This window comes from Flavobacterium sedimenticola (assembly GCF_030053345.1).
GTDB classification, from domain to species: domain Bacteria; phylum Bacteroidota; class Bacteroidia; order Flavobacteriales; family Flavobacteriaceae; genus Flavobacterium; species Flavobacterium sedimenticola.
Genome location: NZ_JASGBP010000004.1, coordinates 177,469 through 194,488, shown reverse-complemented (window position 1 = coordinate 194,488; position 17,020 = coordinate 177,469). Strand labels below are relative to the sequence as shown.

Genomic DNA, 17,020 nt, shown 5'->3' with positions numbered 1-17,020 from the left:
ATAGCTAAAAAAAGAACTGTCGTATTGTATGAATTCAACGTATTTTACCGAAGAACACGAGTTGTTCAGAAAGAGTTTGCAGGATTTTCTGCAAAAAGAAGTAGTGCCACATATTGAGAAATGGGAAAAAACAGGAACCATTGAGCGTTTTATTTGGAAGAAATTCGGGGACATGGGTTTCTTTGGGTTGGCCTATCCTGAGGCTTACGGTGGTTTGAATTTGGATTTATTTTACACCGTAGTCTTTTTAGAAGAACTTCAAAAGATAAAATCTTCCGGTTTTGCGGCAGCCATGTGGGCTCATGCCTATTTGGCGATGACGCACTTGAATGCCGAGGGCGATGAGCGCATCAAGCAAGAATATTTAACGGCGAGTATTGCCGGTGAGAAAATCGGCGCGTTGTGTTTAACCGAACCTTTCGGCGGCAGTGATGTAGCCGGTATGCGAACTACGGCGGTGAAGCAGGGCGACAAATACATTATTAACGGATCCAAAACTTTTATTACCAACGGTGTGTATGCCGACTACTATGTCGTAGCAGCGAAAACCAGTCCGGAATTAGGAAATAAAGGCATCAGTATCTTTTTGGTGGATACGGCTACCAAGGGTATTAGTGCTACCAAATTGGATAAATTAGGTTGGAGAGCTTCGGATACGGCAGAGATTTCTTTTGACAATGTAGAGATTCCGGCTGCCAATTTAATGGGTGAAGAAGGCAAAGGGTTTCCGTATATTATGCAGCACTTTGCGTTGGAGCGCTTGATTATGGCGATTAATGCGCATGCCCGTGCCGAATATGCCATAAACTATACTTTAGAATACATGTCGCAGCGCGAAGCGTTTGGTAAAGCCATTAACAAGTTTCAGGCGTTGCGCCACACTATGGTAGATCATGCGACCGAAGTGGAGCACTGTAAGATTTTCAACTATGCAGCGGTTGCTCGTTTGAACAAAGGCGAATATGTGGTGAAAGAGGCCACGATGGCTAAATTAAAATCGACTAAAGTAGCCGATGAGGCGATATATGCGTGTTTGCAAATGTTGGGCGGCTACGGGTATATGGAAGAGTATCCGTTGGCGCGACTGTTACGCGACAGCCGATTGGGGCCGATTGGTGGCGGGACTTCGGAAATTTTGAGAGAGATTTTGTCGAAGATGATTATTGACAAGCAAAGTTACCAGCCGGCGGTGAAGTAACAAGAGATAAAGGAAAAGGGATAAGTTCAGAGGGCTTATCCCTTTTATGTTTTGCTTGTTGTTTTCTTTTGCGTGAGGGATGGAAGTGGAAATCCTTTTGCGAAGTAAAAGATTGCAACGTACAGCCCGACGGTGGCTATGTTGAAGTTTCCGATTGAAGGACGTTGGTGTAGCCACCGGCACGCCATGAAAATAATTTGTAATTTACAATTCAAAATTGCTTCGCCTGTTCTCAAAACAAATTTTAATTTGTTTTGCTCGAGTCATAATTATTTATATCTTTGCGCCCACTAAATGAGAGGAGGTGTCTAAATTATGTTGATTATACCCATTAAAGACGGAGAAAACATTGATAGAGCATTAAAGCGCTACAAGAGAAAATTCGATAAAACCGGAACCGTAAGACAACTTAGAGCGCGTCAGGCGTTTACTAAGCCATCGGTGGTGAGAAGAGCTCAGATTCAGAAAGCTCAATATATTCAAACCTTAAGAGACAATTTGGAAGGATAGTTAAATTCGACCTAAAGATACTGCCGCGAGTCATTAAAGTTTACTAACTTTGATACTCGCGGTTTTTTTATGGATACATTGAAGCAAAAATTTTTAGACTACTTGTTGTTGGAGAAAAAATACTCTCGGCATACGGCGACCGCTTATGGGAATGATTTGTTGTTTTTTGAATCGTTTTTGAGTGCCGCGTTTGATGATGCCGATTTGGCAAGGGTACATTACAGTCAGATTCGGGCTTGGATTGTAGCGCTTTCGGATGACGGTATTTCGAACGCCAGTATTAACCGCAAAATCGCTTCGTTAAAATCGTTTTACAAATTTTTGCTCAAAACGGGACATATCACGGCCAGTCCGCTATTGAAACATAAGGCGTTGAAGTCGCCGAAAAAAATCCAGATTCCTTTTTCGGAAAAAGAAGTCGACTTGGTATTGAATCAGATTGTATATCCGGAAGGGTTTGAGGGGGTACGCGACAAGTTGATTGTAGATTTGTTTTACACCACCGGAATCCGAAGAACCGAACTGATTCATTTACAAATGCACGATGTGGATTTGTCGGGAGGTACCATAAAAGTGTTGGGGAAAAGAAATAAGGAGCGCATTATTCCGATTTTACCGATAGTGCAACATCAGATGGCTTTGTACCTGTCGGAAAGAGCCCAATTACCAAGCATTATCGATAAAGACTATTTTTTTCTACTGTTAAAAGGCGTTAAATTGAACGATTCGTTTGTGTATCGTTTAATAAATTATTACTTTAGTAATGTCTCCGAGAAGGTCAAAAAGAGTCCGCATATTTTGCGCCATACATTTGCGACTCACCTGTTAAATAACGGAGCGGATATTAATTCAGTTAAAGAGCTATTGGGGCATTCGAGTTTGGCTTCTACCCAAGTCTACACGCACAGCAGTTTAGCGGAACTCAAAAAAGTTTACGGCGAGGCTCATCCCAGAAACAAGCAATAGTTCGACCATGTTTAATCTATAAAAATGTAATTATGAAGGTAAATGTTCATGCAGTAAACTTCACTGTCGACAGAAAGTTGGTTGATTTTATCAACGAAAGACTCAATAAATTGGAAAAATTTTATGACCGAGTGGTTTCGTCAGATGTTTTTTTAAAGGTAGACAATACCAGTGAGAAGGAAAATAAAATTGTAGAGGTGAAAATTCACGTACCCGGAGATGATTTTATGGTGAAAAAACAATGTAAAACATTTGAGGAAGCAGTGGAGTTATCGTCGGAATCGTTGGAAAGATTATTAGTAAAAAGAAAGGAAAAAATCAGAACGCACATCTAACAGAAAAATTTTTCTAAAAATGTTTTGATTAAAAGATAAAATGCCTACATTTGCAGTCCGTTAGAAATAGCGGACTTTTTTTATTGTTGCCGGTGTAGCTCAGCTGGCTAGAGCAGCTGATTTGTAATCAGCAGGTCGTGGGTTCGAGTCCCTCTATCGGCTCAAGTTCTTTAGAATATTGAAAACAAAAAGGTTAAGGGGAGATACTCAAGCGGCCAACGAGGGCAGACTGTAAATCTGCTGACTAAGTCTTCGCAGGTTCGAATCCTGCTCTCCCCACAAAGTTTTTGAAAGGCATTTTCGGAAAAGTTCGCTTTCGAGAAATGAAATTTAAAAACTTTGGATAAGGCAACGCCTTATCAGAATCATCGCCTAAAGGCGGTAATTCAATCGGAATTTAGAAATAGGGGTTTAGAGGTTTCTGAATTCTGAGGTCTAAACTTCTGAACACACAAGCCGGTGTAGCTCAGGGGTAGAGTGCTTCCTTGGTAAGGAAGAGGTCACGGGTTCAAATCCCGTCATTGGCTCAAATTTGTAAAATTTGAACACTAATATATAAACTAAGATTAAAAATTAAGTAAAATGGCAAAAGAGAATTTTAGTCGTACCAAGCCACACCTTAACATAGGTACTATTGGTCACGTAGATCACGGAAAAACTACTTTAACTGCTGCAATCACTAAAGTATTGTCTGATGCAGGTTATTGTCAAGCGAAATCATTTGATCAAATTGATAACGCTCCGGAAGAAAAAGAAAGAGGTATTACTATCAATACTTCACACGTAGAGTATGAAACTGCTAACCGTCACTACGCTCACGTTGACTGTCCAGGTCACGCGGATTACGTTAAGAACATGGTTACCGGTGCTGCTCAAATGGACGGTGCTATTTTGGTAGTTGCTGCTACAGATGGTCCGATGCCACAAACTCGTGAGCACATCCTTTTAGGACGTCAGGTAGGTATTCCAAGAATCGTTGTATTCATGAACAAAGTGGATATGGTTGATGATGCGGAATTATTAGAGTTGGTAGAAATGGAAATCAGAGACTTATTGTCTTTCTACGAATATGATGGAGATAACGGTCCGGTAATCCAAGGTTCTGCTTTGGGTGGATTGAACAATGATCCGGCTTGGGTTCCTAAAATCATCGAATTGATGGAGGCTGTTGATAACTGGATTGAAGAGCCGGTACGTGACAACGCTAAGCCATTCTTGATGCCTGTTGAGGACGTGTTTACAATCACTGGTCGTGGAACTGTAGCTACAGGTCGTATCGAAACTGGTGTGGCTAACACTGGAGATCCTGTTGAAATCATTGGTATGGGTGCTGACAAATTGACTTCTACAATTACTGGAGTTGAGATGTTCCGTAAAATCCTTGACCGTGGTGAAGCCGGTGACAACGTAGGTTTGTTGTTGAGAGGTATTGACAAAGCTGATATCCGTCGTGGAATGGTAATCTGTAAACCAGGTTCAGTAAAACCACACGCTAAATTCAAAGCTGAGGTGTATATCTTGAAAAAAGAAGAAGGTGGACGTCACACTCCATTCCACAATAACTATCGTCCGCAATTTTACGTTCGTACAACCGACGTAACGGGTATCATTTCATTACCTGCTGGTGTAGAAATGGTAATGCCGGGTGATAACTTAACGATTTCAGTTGAATTGTTGAGCCCAATTGCATTAAACGTAGGTTTACGTTTCGCTATCCGTGAGGGTGGTAGAACAGTTGGTGCTGGTCAGGTAACTGAAATTTTAGACTAATTATCTAATTCAAATAATAATTCCAGTGTCGTCGTCTATACAGACGACACTGGTTTTTAATGAAACGGGCGTAGTTCAAGGGTAGAATAGCGGTCTCCAAAACCGTTGATGGTGGTTCGAATCCTCCCGCCCGTGCAAAAAAATATTTACAATGGCAAAAATTGTTAATTATATATCAGAAGCGTTTGAAGAGTTGAAATCTAACGTGACTTGGCCGGAATGGGCTGAAGTTCAAAAGTACACTATTATTGTGGCGGTGTTTTCAATTGTTCTAGCCTTGGTAACTTGGGGTGTTGATGAATCTTGTGCAAAAGTGATTGCCGGATTCTTTAAGTTATTAAAACCATAATTTTTCTGAAATGGCTGATATTAATGTAAAAAAATGGTATGTGGTAAGAGCGGTAAGTGGTCAAGAAAATAAGGTAAAAGCTTATATCGAGACTGAAATTAACCGTTTGGGCATGTCAGATTATATCTCTCAAGTATTGGTTCCGACTGAAAAAGTGGTGCAAGTGCGTGACGGGAAAAAGATAGCTAAGGATAAAGTATACTTTCCCGGCTATGTCATGATTGAAGCTAATTTGGTTGGTGAGATACCTCATATTATTAAGTCAATCACCGGTGTGATTGGTTTCTTAGGAGAAGTTAAAGGTGGTGATCCGGTGCCTTTGCGTTTGTCTGAAGTTAACAGAATGCTTGGAAAAGTGGACGAATTGGCGGTTAATACCGATACCCAAAATATCCCGTTCAACGTAGGTGAAACCATTAAGGTAATTGATGGTCCTTTCAATGGCTTCAACGGAACCATTGATAAAATCAATGAAGAAAAGCGTAAGCTGGAAGTGATGGTGAAAATTTTCGGAAGAAAAACACCATTGGAATTGAGCTTTATGCAAGTTGAAAAAGTATAATTTTTTGTTACATATATTATAACCCGCGTCAATCGCTTCCAATTGAGAGATGCAAAATTTTTTAAGAAATGGCTAAAGAAATTAGTAAAGTAGTTAAACTACAAGTTAAGGGAGGTGCTGCGAACCCGTCGCCACCGGTTGGACCTGCTTTGGGAGCTGCTGGGGTTAATATCATGGAATTCTGTAAGCAATTTAATGCCAGAACCCAAGATCAACCCGGCAAAGTGTTACCGGTACAAATTACCGTGTACAAAGACAAATCGTTCGATTTTGTCGTGAAAACTCCACCTGCTGCAATTCAGTTATTGGATGCTGCTAAAATTAAATCCGGTTCCGGAGAGCCTAATCGTCGTAAAGTTGGTAACGTATCATGGGACCAAATCAAAACGATTGCCGAGGACAAAATGCCAGATTTAAATGCATTCACTATCGAATCTGCTATGAGCATGGTTGCTGGAACAGCTAGATCAATGGGATTAACTGTAACTGGAGATTCTCCTCTAAACAAAGGATAAGACATGGCAAAATTGACAAAAAAACAAAAAGAGGCTGCAGCAAAGATTGAGAAAAACAAATTGTATTCCTTAAAAGATGCTTCATCTTTATTGAAAACAGTTGCTTCTGCAAAATTTGATGAGTCAGTGGATATTGCTGTTCGTTTAGGAGTAGATCCGAGAAAAGCAAACCAAATGGTAAGAGGTGTGGTAACGTTACCACACGGAACCGGTAAAGACGTTAGAGTTTTGGCTCTTGTTACTCCGGATAAAGAAGCGGAAGCTAAAGCTGCTGGTGCAGACCACGTAGGTTTAGACGACTATCTACAAAAAATCAAAGACGGTTGGACCGATGTGGATGTAATCATCACCATGCCCGCTGTTATGGGTAAACTAGGTCCGTTAGGACGTGTGTTAGGTCCAAGAGGTTTGATGCCAAACCCTAAAACCGGAACCGTTACTATGGAAGTTGGTAAAGCAGTACAAGAAGTAAAATCAGGTAAAATTGACTTTAAAGTTGATAAAACCGGAATTGTACATGCGGGTATCGGAAGAATCTCTTTCGAAGCCGACAAAATTGTAGATAACGCTCACGAAATTATTCAAACATTAATCAAATTAAAACCAACTGCAGCTAAAGGTACTTACATCAAGTCTATCCACTTGTCTAGTACGATGAGTCCTGCTATTGCCTTAGATCCTAAAGCAGTATAATTGGTAGTTAAAAAGTTTTATTATGACTAGAGAAGAAAAATCAATCGCGATAGAAGATTTAACTGCAAAGTTGGCTAATACGAATGTAATTTACATTGCAGATACATCTGGATTGGATGCAGAAACGACATCTAACTTGAGAAGAGCTTGTTTCAAAGCCGGCATCAAATTAGAGGTGGTTAAAAACACCCTACTTGAAAAAGCCATGGAAGCTTCTGCTAATGATTACGGCGACTTACCGTCAGTTTTAAAAGGAAACTCTTCCGTATTCATTGCTGAAATCGCTAACGCTCCAGCAAAAATTATCAAAGATTTCAGAAAGAAATCAGATAAACCGGTATTCAAAGGCGCTTACATCAATCAAGAAATCTACATCGGAGATAACTTGTTAGACAGCTTAGCATCGCTTAAATCTAAAGAAGAAGTTATCGGTGAAATCATCGGATTACTTCAATCCCCTGCTAAACGTATCCTTTCGGCTTTGTTGAACAACGCGGAACAAAAAGGTGAAGCAGCAGAATAATTAGAGCAGACTAAAAAATAAATATTAAAAGAACATTTTAAACGATAGAAAAAATGGCAGATTTGAAACAATTCGCAGAACAATTAGTTAACTTAACTGTAAAAGAAGTTAATGATTTAGCTACAATATTAAAAGATGAGTATGGTATCGAACCAGCTGCTGCAGCTGTAGTAGTTGCTGCCGGTGGAGCCGGTGGAGGAGAGGCTGCTGAAGAGCAAACTGAATTCACAGTAGTATTGAAAGATGCTGGTGCTTCTAAATTGGCAGTAGTTAAAGCTGTAAAAGAACTTACAGGTTTAGGTCTTAAAGAAGCAAAAGACATCGTTGATGGTGCACCTGCTAACATCAAAGAAGGAGTTTCTAAAGCAGAAGCTGAAGGTTTGAAAAAATCTTTAGAAGAAGCTGGAGCTGTTGTTGAGTTAAAATAATCCAACACCGGTTTTAGAACTAGGTTTAGGCCTTGGACAATGCGTCCAAGGGCCTAAACCATTTTTCGTATAATAAAATTATATTCAGTTTTATTATCACCACTCGTTTACAAAACGAAAAATTGCTTAGTCAATACGAAGAAAAAAACAAACTATTTTCCTGGTTTATTTTTAAAGAGGTATTGATTATTTATAAAAGGAAAGTAGAAATCAATAAGTGTGCTCTCACACAAAAATTACTTTTTTAAAATCAAAATTTTGTCCATTGATGATAACAAATCAGACTGAAAGATTGAATTTTGCCTCTACTAAAAACATTCCTCAATATCCCGACTTCTTGGATGTTCAGGTAAAATCTTTTAAAGATTTCTTCCAATTGGAAACCAAATCTGATGAGAGAGGCAACGAAGGGCTTTACAACACCTTCATGGAAAACTTTCCAATTACTGATACAAGAAACCAATTTGTATTAGAGTTCTTAGATTACTTTGTCGACCCTCCGCGTTACACCATTCAAGAGTGTATCGAAAGAGGTTTAACGTACAGTGTGCCTTTAAAAGCCCGATTAAAACTGTACTGTACCGATCCGGAACACGAAGACTTCGAAACTATTGTACAAGACGTGTATTTAGGAACCATTCCTTACATGACACCAAGCGGAACCTTTGTAATTAATGGTGCGGAGCGTGTTGTAGTTTCGCAATTACACCGTTCACCGGGCGTTTTCTTTGGTCAGTCTTTCCATGCTAACGGAACTAAGTTGTATTCTGCCAGAGTTATTCCTTTCAAAGGATCATGGATTGAATTTGCTACCGATATCAACAGCGTCATGTATGCCTATATCGATAGAAAGAAAAAATTACCGGTAACTACTTTGTTCCGTGCTATCGGATTCGAAAGAGATAAAGATATTTTGGAGATTTTTGACCTTGCGGAAGAAATCAAAGTATCCAAAACCGGATTAAAAAAATACGTAGGACGACGATTAGCGGCAAGAGTATTGAATACTTGGCATGAGGATTTCGTTGACGAGGATACCGGAGAAGTAGTATCTATCGAGCGTAACGAAATTATCTTAGACCGCGACACCATTATCGACAAAGATAATGTGGAAGAAATCATCGATTCTAATGTAAAATCTATTTTGTTACACAAAGAAGATGCCAATCAAGGTGATTATGCTATCATTCACAATACGTTACAAAAAGATCCAACTAACTCAGAAAAAGAAGCTGTTGAGCACATTTACCGTCAGTTGCGTAATGCAGAACCGCCTGATGAAGAAACCGCGCGCGGCATTATCGATAAATTATTCTTCTCTGACCAACGTTACAACTTAGGTGAAGTAGGTCGTTACAGAATGAACAAAAAGTTAAACTTGGATATCCCTATGGAAAAACAAGTGTTAACGAAAGAAGACATCATCACTATCGTTAAATATTTAATCGAATTGATTAACTCTAAAGCGGAGATTGATGATATTGATCACTTGTCTAACCGTCGTGTGAGAACCGTTGGTGAGCAATTGTCTCAACAATTTGGTGTTGGTTTAGCGCGTATGGCGCGTACCATCCGTGAAAGAATGAATGTTAGAGATAACGAGGTGTTTACACCAATCGATTTGATCAATGCCAAAACATTGTCATCGGTTATCAACTCTTTCTTTGGTACCAACCAGTTATCTCAGTTTATGGATCAAACCAATCCATTGGCCGAGATTACTCACAAACGTAGATTGTCTGCCCTTGGACCGGGTGGTCTTTCTCGTGAAAGAGCCGGTTTCGAGGTTCGTGACGTTCACTATACCCATTACGGTCGTTTATGTCCGATTGAAACGCCGGAAGGACCAAACATCGGTTTGATTTCCTCGTTAGGTGTTTACGCCAAAGTAAACAGTATGGGGTTCATTGAAACGCCTTACCGCGTAGTGAAAAACGGTGCAGTCGACTTAACTTCCGATCCAATCTATTTAAGTGCGGAAGAAGAAGAAGGGAAAATGATTGCTCAGGCTAATATTGCCATGGATGATAACGGAAAAATTACGGCCGATAAAGTTATTGCCCGTGAAGAAGGTGATTTCCCGGTAGTTGATCCAACTGAAATTCATTACACCGACGTAGCGCCAAACCAAATCGCTTCGATTTCAGCATCCTTAATTCCGTTCTTGGAACATGATGATGCGAACCGTGCGTTGATGGGATCCAACATGATGCGTCAGGCCGTACCATTGTTACGTCCTGAAGCTCCAATTGTAGGAACCGGTTTGGAGCGTCAAGTCGCTTCTGATTCCAGAGTATTGATTAATGCAGAAGGCGAAGGAACTGTAGAGTATGTTGATGCCAACATGATTACCATCAAATACGACAGAACAGAAGAAGAAAGAATGGTGAGCTTTGATCCGGATGAAAAAACATACCAATTAATCAAGTTCCGAAAAACCAACCAAAGTACGTCGATTAACTTGAAGCCTATCGTAAGAAAAGGCGACAGAGTAACTAAAGGACAAGTGCTTTGTGAAGGATATGCCACGCAAAACGGAGAGTTGGCTTTGGGTAGAAACCTAAAAGTAGCGTTCATGCCTTGGAAAGGGTACAACTTCGAGGATGCGATTGTAATTTCTGAAAAAGTAGTTCGTGATGATATCTTTACGTCTATCCACGTAGATGATTATTCTTTGGAAGTACGTGATACCAAATTGGGTAACGAAGAGTTAACCAATGATATCCCGAACGTTTCTGAAGAGGCAACCAAAGATTTGGATGAAAACGGTATGATCAGAATCGGAGCCGAGGTAAAACCAGGCGACATTCTAATCGGAAAAATTACACCAAAAGGAGAATCCGATCCGACTCCAGAAGAAAAACTCTTAAGAGCCATCTTCGGAGACAAAGCCGGTGATGTGAAAGATGCTTCCTTGAAAGCTTCTCCATCGTTACACGGTGTGGTTTTAGATAAAAAATTATTCGCGAGAGCGGTAAAAGATAAAAAGAAACGTACCAAAGACAAAGACGATTTGACGGCTTTGGAAATGGAATTCGAAACCAAATTTGTGGAATTAAAAGACAAATTGGTAGATAAATTATTCAACATTGTAAACGGAAAAACATCGCAAGGTGTCATGAACGATTTGGGTGAAGAAGTATTGCCGAAAGGTAAAAAATACACCCAGAAAATGTTACATGCCGTAGAAGATTTTGCGCACTTAACTAAAGGACAATGGGTGGCAGATGAAGAAACCAACAATTTGGTGAACGACTTAATTCACAACTACAAAATCAAATTAAACGATTTACAAGGTGCCTTAAGAAGAGAGAAATTCACCATCACTGTGGGAGACGAATTGCCGGCCGGTATTTTGAAATTGGCGAAAGTATATATCGCTAAGAAGCGTAAACTGAAAGTGGGTGATAAAATGGCGGGACGTCACGGAAACAAAGGTATTGTAGCTCGTATCGTTCGTCATGAAGACATGCCGTTCTTAGAAGACGGAACACCGGTAGATATCGTATTGAATCCGCTAGGGGTACCATCGCGTATGAACATCGGTCAGATTTATGAGACGGTATTAGGTTGGGCCGGAATGAACTTGGGTAGAAAATTTGCTACACCAATCTTCGACGGCGCTACGCTGGACCAAATCAACGCCTTGACTGACGAAGCAGGAATCCCAAGATTCGGTCATACCTATTTGTACGACGGAGGAACAGGAGAACGCTTCCACCAACCGGCAACAGTAGGAGTAATCTATATGTTGAAACTCGGACACATGGTAGACGACAAAATGCACGCCCGTTCTATAGGTCCATACTCGTTGATTACGCAACAACCGTTAGGAGGTAAAGCTCAGTTCGGAGGTCAGCGTTTCGGAGAAATGGAGGTTTGGGCACTTGAAGCTTATGGCGCATCAAGTACGCTTAGAGAAATTTTGACTGTTAAATCGGATGACGTAATCGGTAGAGCAAAAACTTACGAAGCTATCGTTAAGGGAGAAACTATGCCGGAGCCAGGATTACCGGAATCATTCAATGTATTAATGCATGAATTGAAAGGTCTTGGATTAGACATCAGATTAGAAGAATAAAATCAGTAATCAGTCTCAGTCTCAGTGGGCAGAAATGCTGTAAACTGTGACTGGGAACTGTGACTGTAAACAAAAATTTAAAGTTTACGACTATGATGAATAGAAATAAAGATACTAAAAATACTATCAAAAGATTTGACAGAATTTCGATAGGATTGGCTTCTCCCGAATCCATCTTGGCTGAGTCAAGAGGTGAGGTGTTAAAGCCGGAAACCATCAACTATAGAACGCACAAACCGGAGCGTGACGGGCTTTTCTGTGAGCGTATCTTCGGACCTGTAAAGGATTTCGAATGTGCTTGTGGTAAATACAAAAGAATCCGTTACAAAGGAATTGTTTGTGACCGTTGTGGTGTCGAAGTAACCGAGAAAAAAGTACGTAGAGACAGAGTAGGTCACATCAATTTGGTGGTGCCTATTGCGCACATTTGGTACTTCCGTTCGTTGCCTAACAAAATTGGTTATATCCTTGGATTGCCGTCTAAAAAATTAGACATGATTATCTACTACGAGCGATACGTAGTAATCCAAGCTGGTATTGCTAAAAATGCAGAAGGCGAACCATTACAAAAATTAGATTTCTTAACCGAAGAAGAGTATTTGAATATTTTAGATACGCTTCCGATGGAGAATCAATATTTAGACGATTCAGATCCTAATAAATTCATCGCCAAAATGGGTGCTGAGTGTATCATGGATTTATTGGCCCGTACCGATTTGGATGCGTTGTCCTACGAATTGCGTCACAGCGCTAACCACGAAACGTCGAAACAAAGAAAAACAGAAGCGTTAAAAAGATTACAAGTAGTAGAATCGTTCCGCGAGGCTAACCTAAACCGTGAGAATCGTCCGGAGTGGATGATTTTAAAAGTAATTCCGGTAATTCCGCCTGAATTACGTCCGTTGGTGCCGCTTGATGGGGGTCGTTTTGCTACTTCCGATTTGAACGATTTGTACCGAAGAGTAATCATCCGTAACAACCGTTTGAAACGATTGATGGAAATCAAAGCGCCGGAAGTAATCTTGAGAAACGAAAAACGTATGTTACAAGAATCAGTAGATTCCTTGTTTGATAACACCCGTAAAGCTTCTGCAGTTAAAACCGAATCGAACCGACCGTTAAAATCGCTTTCGGATTCCTTAAAAGGAAAACAAGGTCGTTTCCGTCAAAACTTACTAGGAAAACGTGTCGATTATTCGGCTCGTTCGGTAATTGTCGTTGGACCGGAAATGAAATTGTTCGAATGTGGTTTGCCAAAAGATATGGCGGCGGAACTATACAAACCATTCGTTATTCGTAAACTAATCGAAAGAGGTATTGTTAAAACCGTTAAGTCGGCTAAGAAAATCATCGATAAAAAAGAGCCTGTAGTATGGGATATTCTCGAAAATGTAATCAAAGGACATCCGGTATTACTTAACCGTGCTCCTACGTTGCACCGTTTGGGTATCCAAGCGTTCCAACCCAAATTGATTGAAGGAAAAGCCATCCAATTACACCCGTTAGTGTGTACGGCGTTTAACGCGGATTTCGACGGTGACCAAATGGCGGTGCATTTGCCGTTAGGACCGGAAGCTATTTTGGAAGCCCAATTGTTAATGTTGGCTTCGCACAATATCTTAAACCCGGCCAATGGTGCTCCGATTACCGTACCGTCTCAGGACATGGTTTTGGGTCTGTACTACATGACCAAAGAAAGATTATCGACACCTGATCATAAAATCTTAGGCGAAGGCTTAACGTTCTATTCTGCTGAAGAAGTAAATATTGCTTTAAATGAAGGCCGTTTAGAATTGAACGCGCGAATCAAAATCAGAGCAAAAGATTTTAATGAAAATGGGGATTTAGTATACAAGATCATCCAAACAACTGCCGGTAGAGTACTTTTCAACGAAGTAGTACCGGAAGCTGCCGGTTACATCAACGAAGTATTGACCAAAAAATCATTACGTGATATTATTGGTAAAATCTTAGCCGTAACCGATGTGCCAACCACGGCTGCTTTCTTGGATAACATGAAAGATATGGGATACAAATTCGCTTTCAAAGGCGGATTGTCATTCTCTTTAGGAGATATCATCATCCCGGAAAGAAAAGACGATTTGATTGCCGATGCTCGTGAACAAGTAGACGGAATTACCATGAACTATAACATGGGTCTTATCACGAACAACGAGCGTTACAATCAGGTAATCGACGTGTGGACTTCCACCAATGCCTTGTTGACGGAGTTAGCTATGAAAAACATTAGAGAAGACCAACAAGGATTCAACTCGGTGTACATGATGCTTGACTCCGGAGCGCGTGGATCGAAAGAACAGATTCGTCAGTTAACCGGTATGCGTGGTTTGATGGCGAAGCCGAAAAAATCAACCGCCGGTGGTGGAGAAATTATCGAAAACCCGATTCTTTCCAACTTTAAAGAAGGGTTATCAATTTTGGAATACTTCATCTCTACGCACGGTGCTCGTAAAGGATTAGCGGATACCGCTTTGAAAACGGCCGATGCAGGTTACTTGACGCGTCGTTTGCATGACGTTTCTCAAGACGTAATCGTAAACTCTGTAGATTGTGGTACGTTAAGAGGAATCGAAGTTTCGGCTTTGAAGAAAAACGAAGAAATCGTAGAAACACTAGGAGAAAGAATCTTAGGACGTGTGGCATTACAAGATGTCATCAATCCGTTAACCAACGAAATCTTAGTACACTCCGGAGAGCAAATCACAGAAGCGATTGTGAAAGCTATCGAAGAATCGCCGGTTGAAAAAGTAGATGTGCGTTCGCCATTGACTTGTGAAGCCAAAAAAGGAATCTGTGCTAAATGTTACGGAAGAAACTTGGCTACCGGAAAAATGACTCAAAAAGGGGAAGCTGTCGGTGTTATCGCAGCCCAATCTATTGGTGAGCCGGGTACACAGTTAACCTTGCGTACTTTCCACGTGGGTGGAGTTGCCGGTGGAGTTTCTGAAGAATCAAGCATTGTGGCTCGTTTTGGCGGAAAACTGGAAATCGAAGATTTGAAAACAGTGGTTGGAGAAGATAACGACGGTAACAAAGTAGATATCGTAGTGTCTCGTTCCACAGAGTTGAAATTAACCGATGTTAAAACCGGAATCTTATTAAGTACACACAACATTCCTTACGGTTCTGTCATCAATGTAAAAGATGGTGATGTGGTTGAAAAAGGAGCGGTTATTTGTAAATGGGATCCGTATAACGGAGTTATTGTTTCGGAATTCACCGGAAAAATTGCTTACGAAGATTTAGAGCAAGGACAAACGTTCCAAGTGGAAATTGACGAGCAAACCGGATTCCAGGAAAAAGTAATTTCGGAAGGAAGAAATAAAAAATTAATCCCAACCTTATTGGTATACGGTAAAGACGGAGAATTAATCCGTTCGTACAACTTACCGGTTGGTGCTCACTTGATGGTAGAAGACGGAGAAAAAATTAAAGCCGGTAAAATCTTGGTTAAAATTCCACGCCGTTCTTCTAAAGCAGGGGATATCACAGGAGGTTTACCTAGAATTACCGAGTTGTTGGAAGCACGTAACCCATCGAATCCGGCCGTGGTGTCTGAAATTGACGGGGTAGTTTCTTTCGGTAAAATCAAACGTGGTAACCGTGAAATCGTAATCGAATCCAAATTCGGCGAGGTGAAAAAATACTTGGTGAAATTGTCAAGTCAAATCTTAGTGCAAGAAAACGACTTCGTGAAAGCCGGTATGCCATTGTCTGACGGCGCGATTACACCGGAAGACATCTTAAGAATCCAAGGGCCATCTGCTGTACAACAGTACTTGGTAAATGAGATTCAGGAAGTGTATCGTCTTCAAGGGGTAAAAATCAACGACAAGCACTTTGAAGTAGTGATTCGTCAAATGATGCGTAAAGTACAAATTGAAGATCCGGGAGATACTTTATTCTTGGAAGAGCAATTGGTACATACTGCCGACTTTATCGAAGAAAATGATAAGTTATACGGAATGAAAGTAGTGGAAGATGCCGGAGACTCTGAAGTGTTAAAACCGGGTCAAATTGTATCGCCACGTGAGTTAAGAGATGAAAATTCGTTGTTGAAACGTAATGACAAAAACCAAGTAGTAGCTCGTGATGTCATCACGGCTACCGCGACTCCGGTGCTACAAGGTATTACCAGAGCGTCATTACAAACCAAATCATTTATCTCGGCGGCTTCCTTCCAGGAAACGACTAAAGTATTGAACGAAGCTGCGGTGGCAGGTAAAGTAGATACCTTGGAAGGATTGAAAGAAAATGTTATCGTGGGTCACAGAATTCCTGCGGGAACCGGTATGCGCGATTACGATCACACCATTGTAGGCTCGAAAGACGATTACAATGAAATCATGGCTAATAAAGAAGAATATATCTATTAATCATGAGTGATAATAATCAACAACAAGGACAAATCAACATTGAGTTGGATGAAAAAACAGCCGAAGGAATTTATTCCAATTTGGCTATCATTAACCATTCCGCCTCAGAATTTGTAGTTGATTTTGTAACCATCATGCCGGGTGTGCCTAAAGCCAAAGTAAAATCGAGGATTGTGTTGACACCACAACACGCCAAAAGATTTTTAAAAGCCTTAGGTGAAAATATCCATAGGTACGAATTGGCCAACGGTGAAATTAAGGATACGGAGCAACCACCGATTCCTTTAAATTTCGGTCTTACCGGTCAAGCCTAAATATAGAAAGCCTCTCCAGATGGAGAGGCTTTTTTATTTCAACACTTCATTTATATGTGCATACTCAAGGTCAGCTTGCTGTCAAAAACCCTTCTTTTTATATACAGGGAAGCGTTTATCAGTGTAATCTTATTTTTAAAACTTTACTTATAAAACATATATATTTATAAAATAAAGATTACAAAAATACTAGTAAAGTGCATTTTGACGACAAAATCCATCCGTGATGGATTTTTTTTTTGTTCTTTTGAGATGTATTCAGATAGAAAGATTTTGAAGTAAAATACTTACTTACTAAAAGTAAGTCCCACTTAAAAGTCAAAAAAATACGATAAAGTGCTTCGTGTTTGGTTTACATCGATAATTTGTGCGTTTGAAC

Annotated in this window: 14 protein-coding genes and 4 tRNA genes; all 18 read left to right on the top strand. The window is 40.3% G+C overall.

All coding sequences use genetic code 11. The annotated features are described in order from the left end of the window. The first annotated feature begins 28 nt into the window (after positions 1-28). Complete coding sequence (locus tag QHT84_RS08705) at positions 29-1,198, top strand: acyl-CoA dehydrogenase family protein (protein WP_283239168.1); 1,170 nt, start codon at positions 29-31, stop codon at positions 1,196-1,198. 315 nt (positions 1,199-1,513) lie between these two features. Continuing rightward, positions 1,514-1,708, top strand: coding sequence for a 30S ribosomal protein S21 (gene rpsU / locus QHT84_RS08700; RefSeq protein WP_283239167.1), 195 nt, complete (start codon positions 1,514-1,516; stop codon positions 1,706-1,708). Positions 1,709-1,777: 69 nt separating this feature from the next. Then, on the top strand, positions 1,778-2,674 hold the full coding sequence (locus QHT84_RS08695) for a tyrosine-type recombinase/integrase (RefSeq protein ID WP_283239166.1): 897 nt from the start codon (positions 1,778-1,780) through the stop codon (positions 2,672-2,674). Positions 2,675-2,706: 32 nt separating this feature from the next. Next, positions 2,707-3,009 (top strand): ribosome hibernation-promoting factor, HPF/YfiA family, encoded by a 303-nt coding sequence (hpf, locus tag QHT84_RS08690; RefSeq protein ID WP_283239165.1) that lies wholly within the window; start codon positions 2,707-2,709, stop codon positions 3,007-3,009. Positions 3,010-3,097: 88 nt separating this feature from the next. Further along, positions 3,098-3,171: transfer RNA gene (locus tag QHT84_RS08685), tRNA-Thr, on the top strand. Between the two features lie 35 nt (positions 3,172-3,206). After that, positions 3,207-3,288: transfer RNA gene (locus tag QHT84_RS08680), tRNA-Tyr, on the top strand. 176 nt (positions 3,289-3,464) lie between these two features. Then, positions 3,465-3,536: transfer RNA gene (locus tag QHT84_RS08675), tRNA-Thr, on the top strand. Positions 3,537-3,591: 55 nt separating this feature from the next. Then, positions 3,592-4,779, top strand: coding sequence for an elongation factor Tu (gene tuf / locus QHT84_RS08670; protein ID WP_283239164.1), 1,188 nt, complete (start codon positions 3,592-3,594; stop codon positions 4,777-4,779). Between the two features lie 64 nt (positions 4,780-4,843). Further along, positions 4,844-4,914, top strand: a tRNA-Trp gene (locus tag QHT84_RS08665). A gap of 16 nt (positions 4,915-4,930) precedes the next feature. After that, on the top strand, positions 4,931-5,128 hold the full coding sequence (gene secE / locus QHT84_RS08660) for a preprotein translocase subunit SecE (protein WP_283239163.1): 198 nt from the start codon (positions 4,931-4,933) through the stop codon (positions 5,126-5,128). 10 nt (positions 5,129-5,138) lie between these two features. After that, on the top strand, positions 5,139-5,690 hold the full coding sequence (nusG, locus tag QHT84_RS08655; RefSeq protein ID WP_283239162.1) for a transcription termination/antitermination protein NusG: 552 nt from the start codon (positions 5,139-5,141) through the stop codon (positions 5,688-5,690). A 68-nt stretch (positions 5,691-5,758) separates the two neighbouring features. Further along, the gene (gene rplK / locus QHT84_RS08650; protein ID WP_283239161.1) at positions 5,759-6,205 is read left to right on the top strand and encodes a 50S ribosomal protein L11; all 447 of its coding nucleotides are present in this window, start codon (positions 5,759-5,761) and stop codon (positions 6,203-6,205) included. Positions 6,206-6,208: 3 nt separating this feature from the next. Continuing rightward, positions 6,209-6,898: a 50S ribosomal protein L1 gene (gene rplA / locus QHT84_RS08645; protein ID WP_283239160.1), complete on the top strand. Its 690-nt coding sequence runs from the start codon at positions 6,209-6,211 to the stop codon at positions 6,896-6,898. A gap of 22 nt (positions 6,899-6,920) precedes the next feature. Next, complete coding sequence (gene rplJ, locus QHT84_RS08640; protein ID WP_283239159.1) at positions 6,921-7,421, top strand: 50S ribosomal protein L10; 501 nt, start codon at positions 6,921-6,923, stop codon at positions 7,419-7,421. Between the two features lie 53 nt (positions 7,422-7,474). Continuing rightward, the gene (rplL, locus tag QHT84_RS08635; protein WP_283239158.1) at positions 7,475-7,849 is read left to right on the top strand and encodes a 50S ribosomal protein L7/L12; all 375 of its coding nucleotides are present in this window, start codon (positions 7,475-7,477) and stop codon (positions 7,847-7,849) included. Between the two features lie 268 nt (positions 7,850-8,117). Continuing rightward, on the top strand, positions 8,118-11,930 hold the full coding sequence (gene rpoB, locus QHT84_RS08630; RefSeq protein WP_283239157.1) for a DNA-directed RNA polymerase subunit beta: 3,813 nt from the start codon (positions 8,118-8,120) through the stop codon (positions 11,928-11,930). A 92-nt stretch (positions 11,931-12,022) separates the two neighbouring features. Continuing rightward, a complete protein-coding gene (gene rpoC, locus QHT84_RS08625; RefSeq protein ID WP_283239156.1) occupies positions 12,023-16,327 on the top strand; it encodes a DNA-directed RNA polymerase subunit beta' in 4,305 nt (1,434 codons plus the stop codon). 2 nt (positions 16,328-16,329) lie between these two features. Further along, positions 16,330-16,641: a DUF3467 domain-containing protein gene (locus tag QHT84_RS08620; protein WP_283239155.1), complete on the top strand. Its 312-nt coding sequence runs from the start codon at positions 16,330-16,332 to the stop codon at positions 16,639-16,641. Positions 16,642-17,020 lie beyond the last annotated feature (379 nt).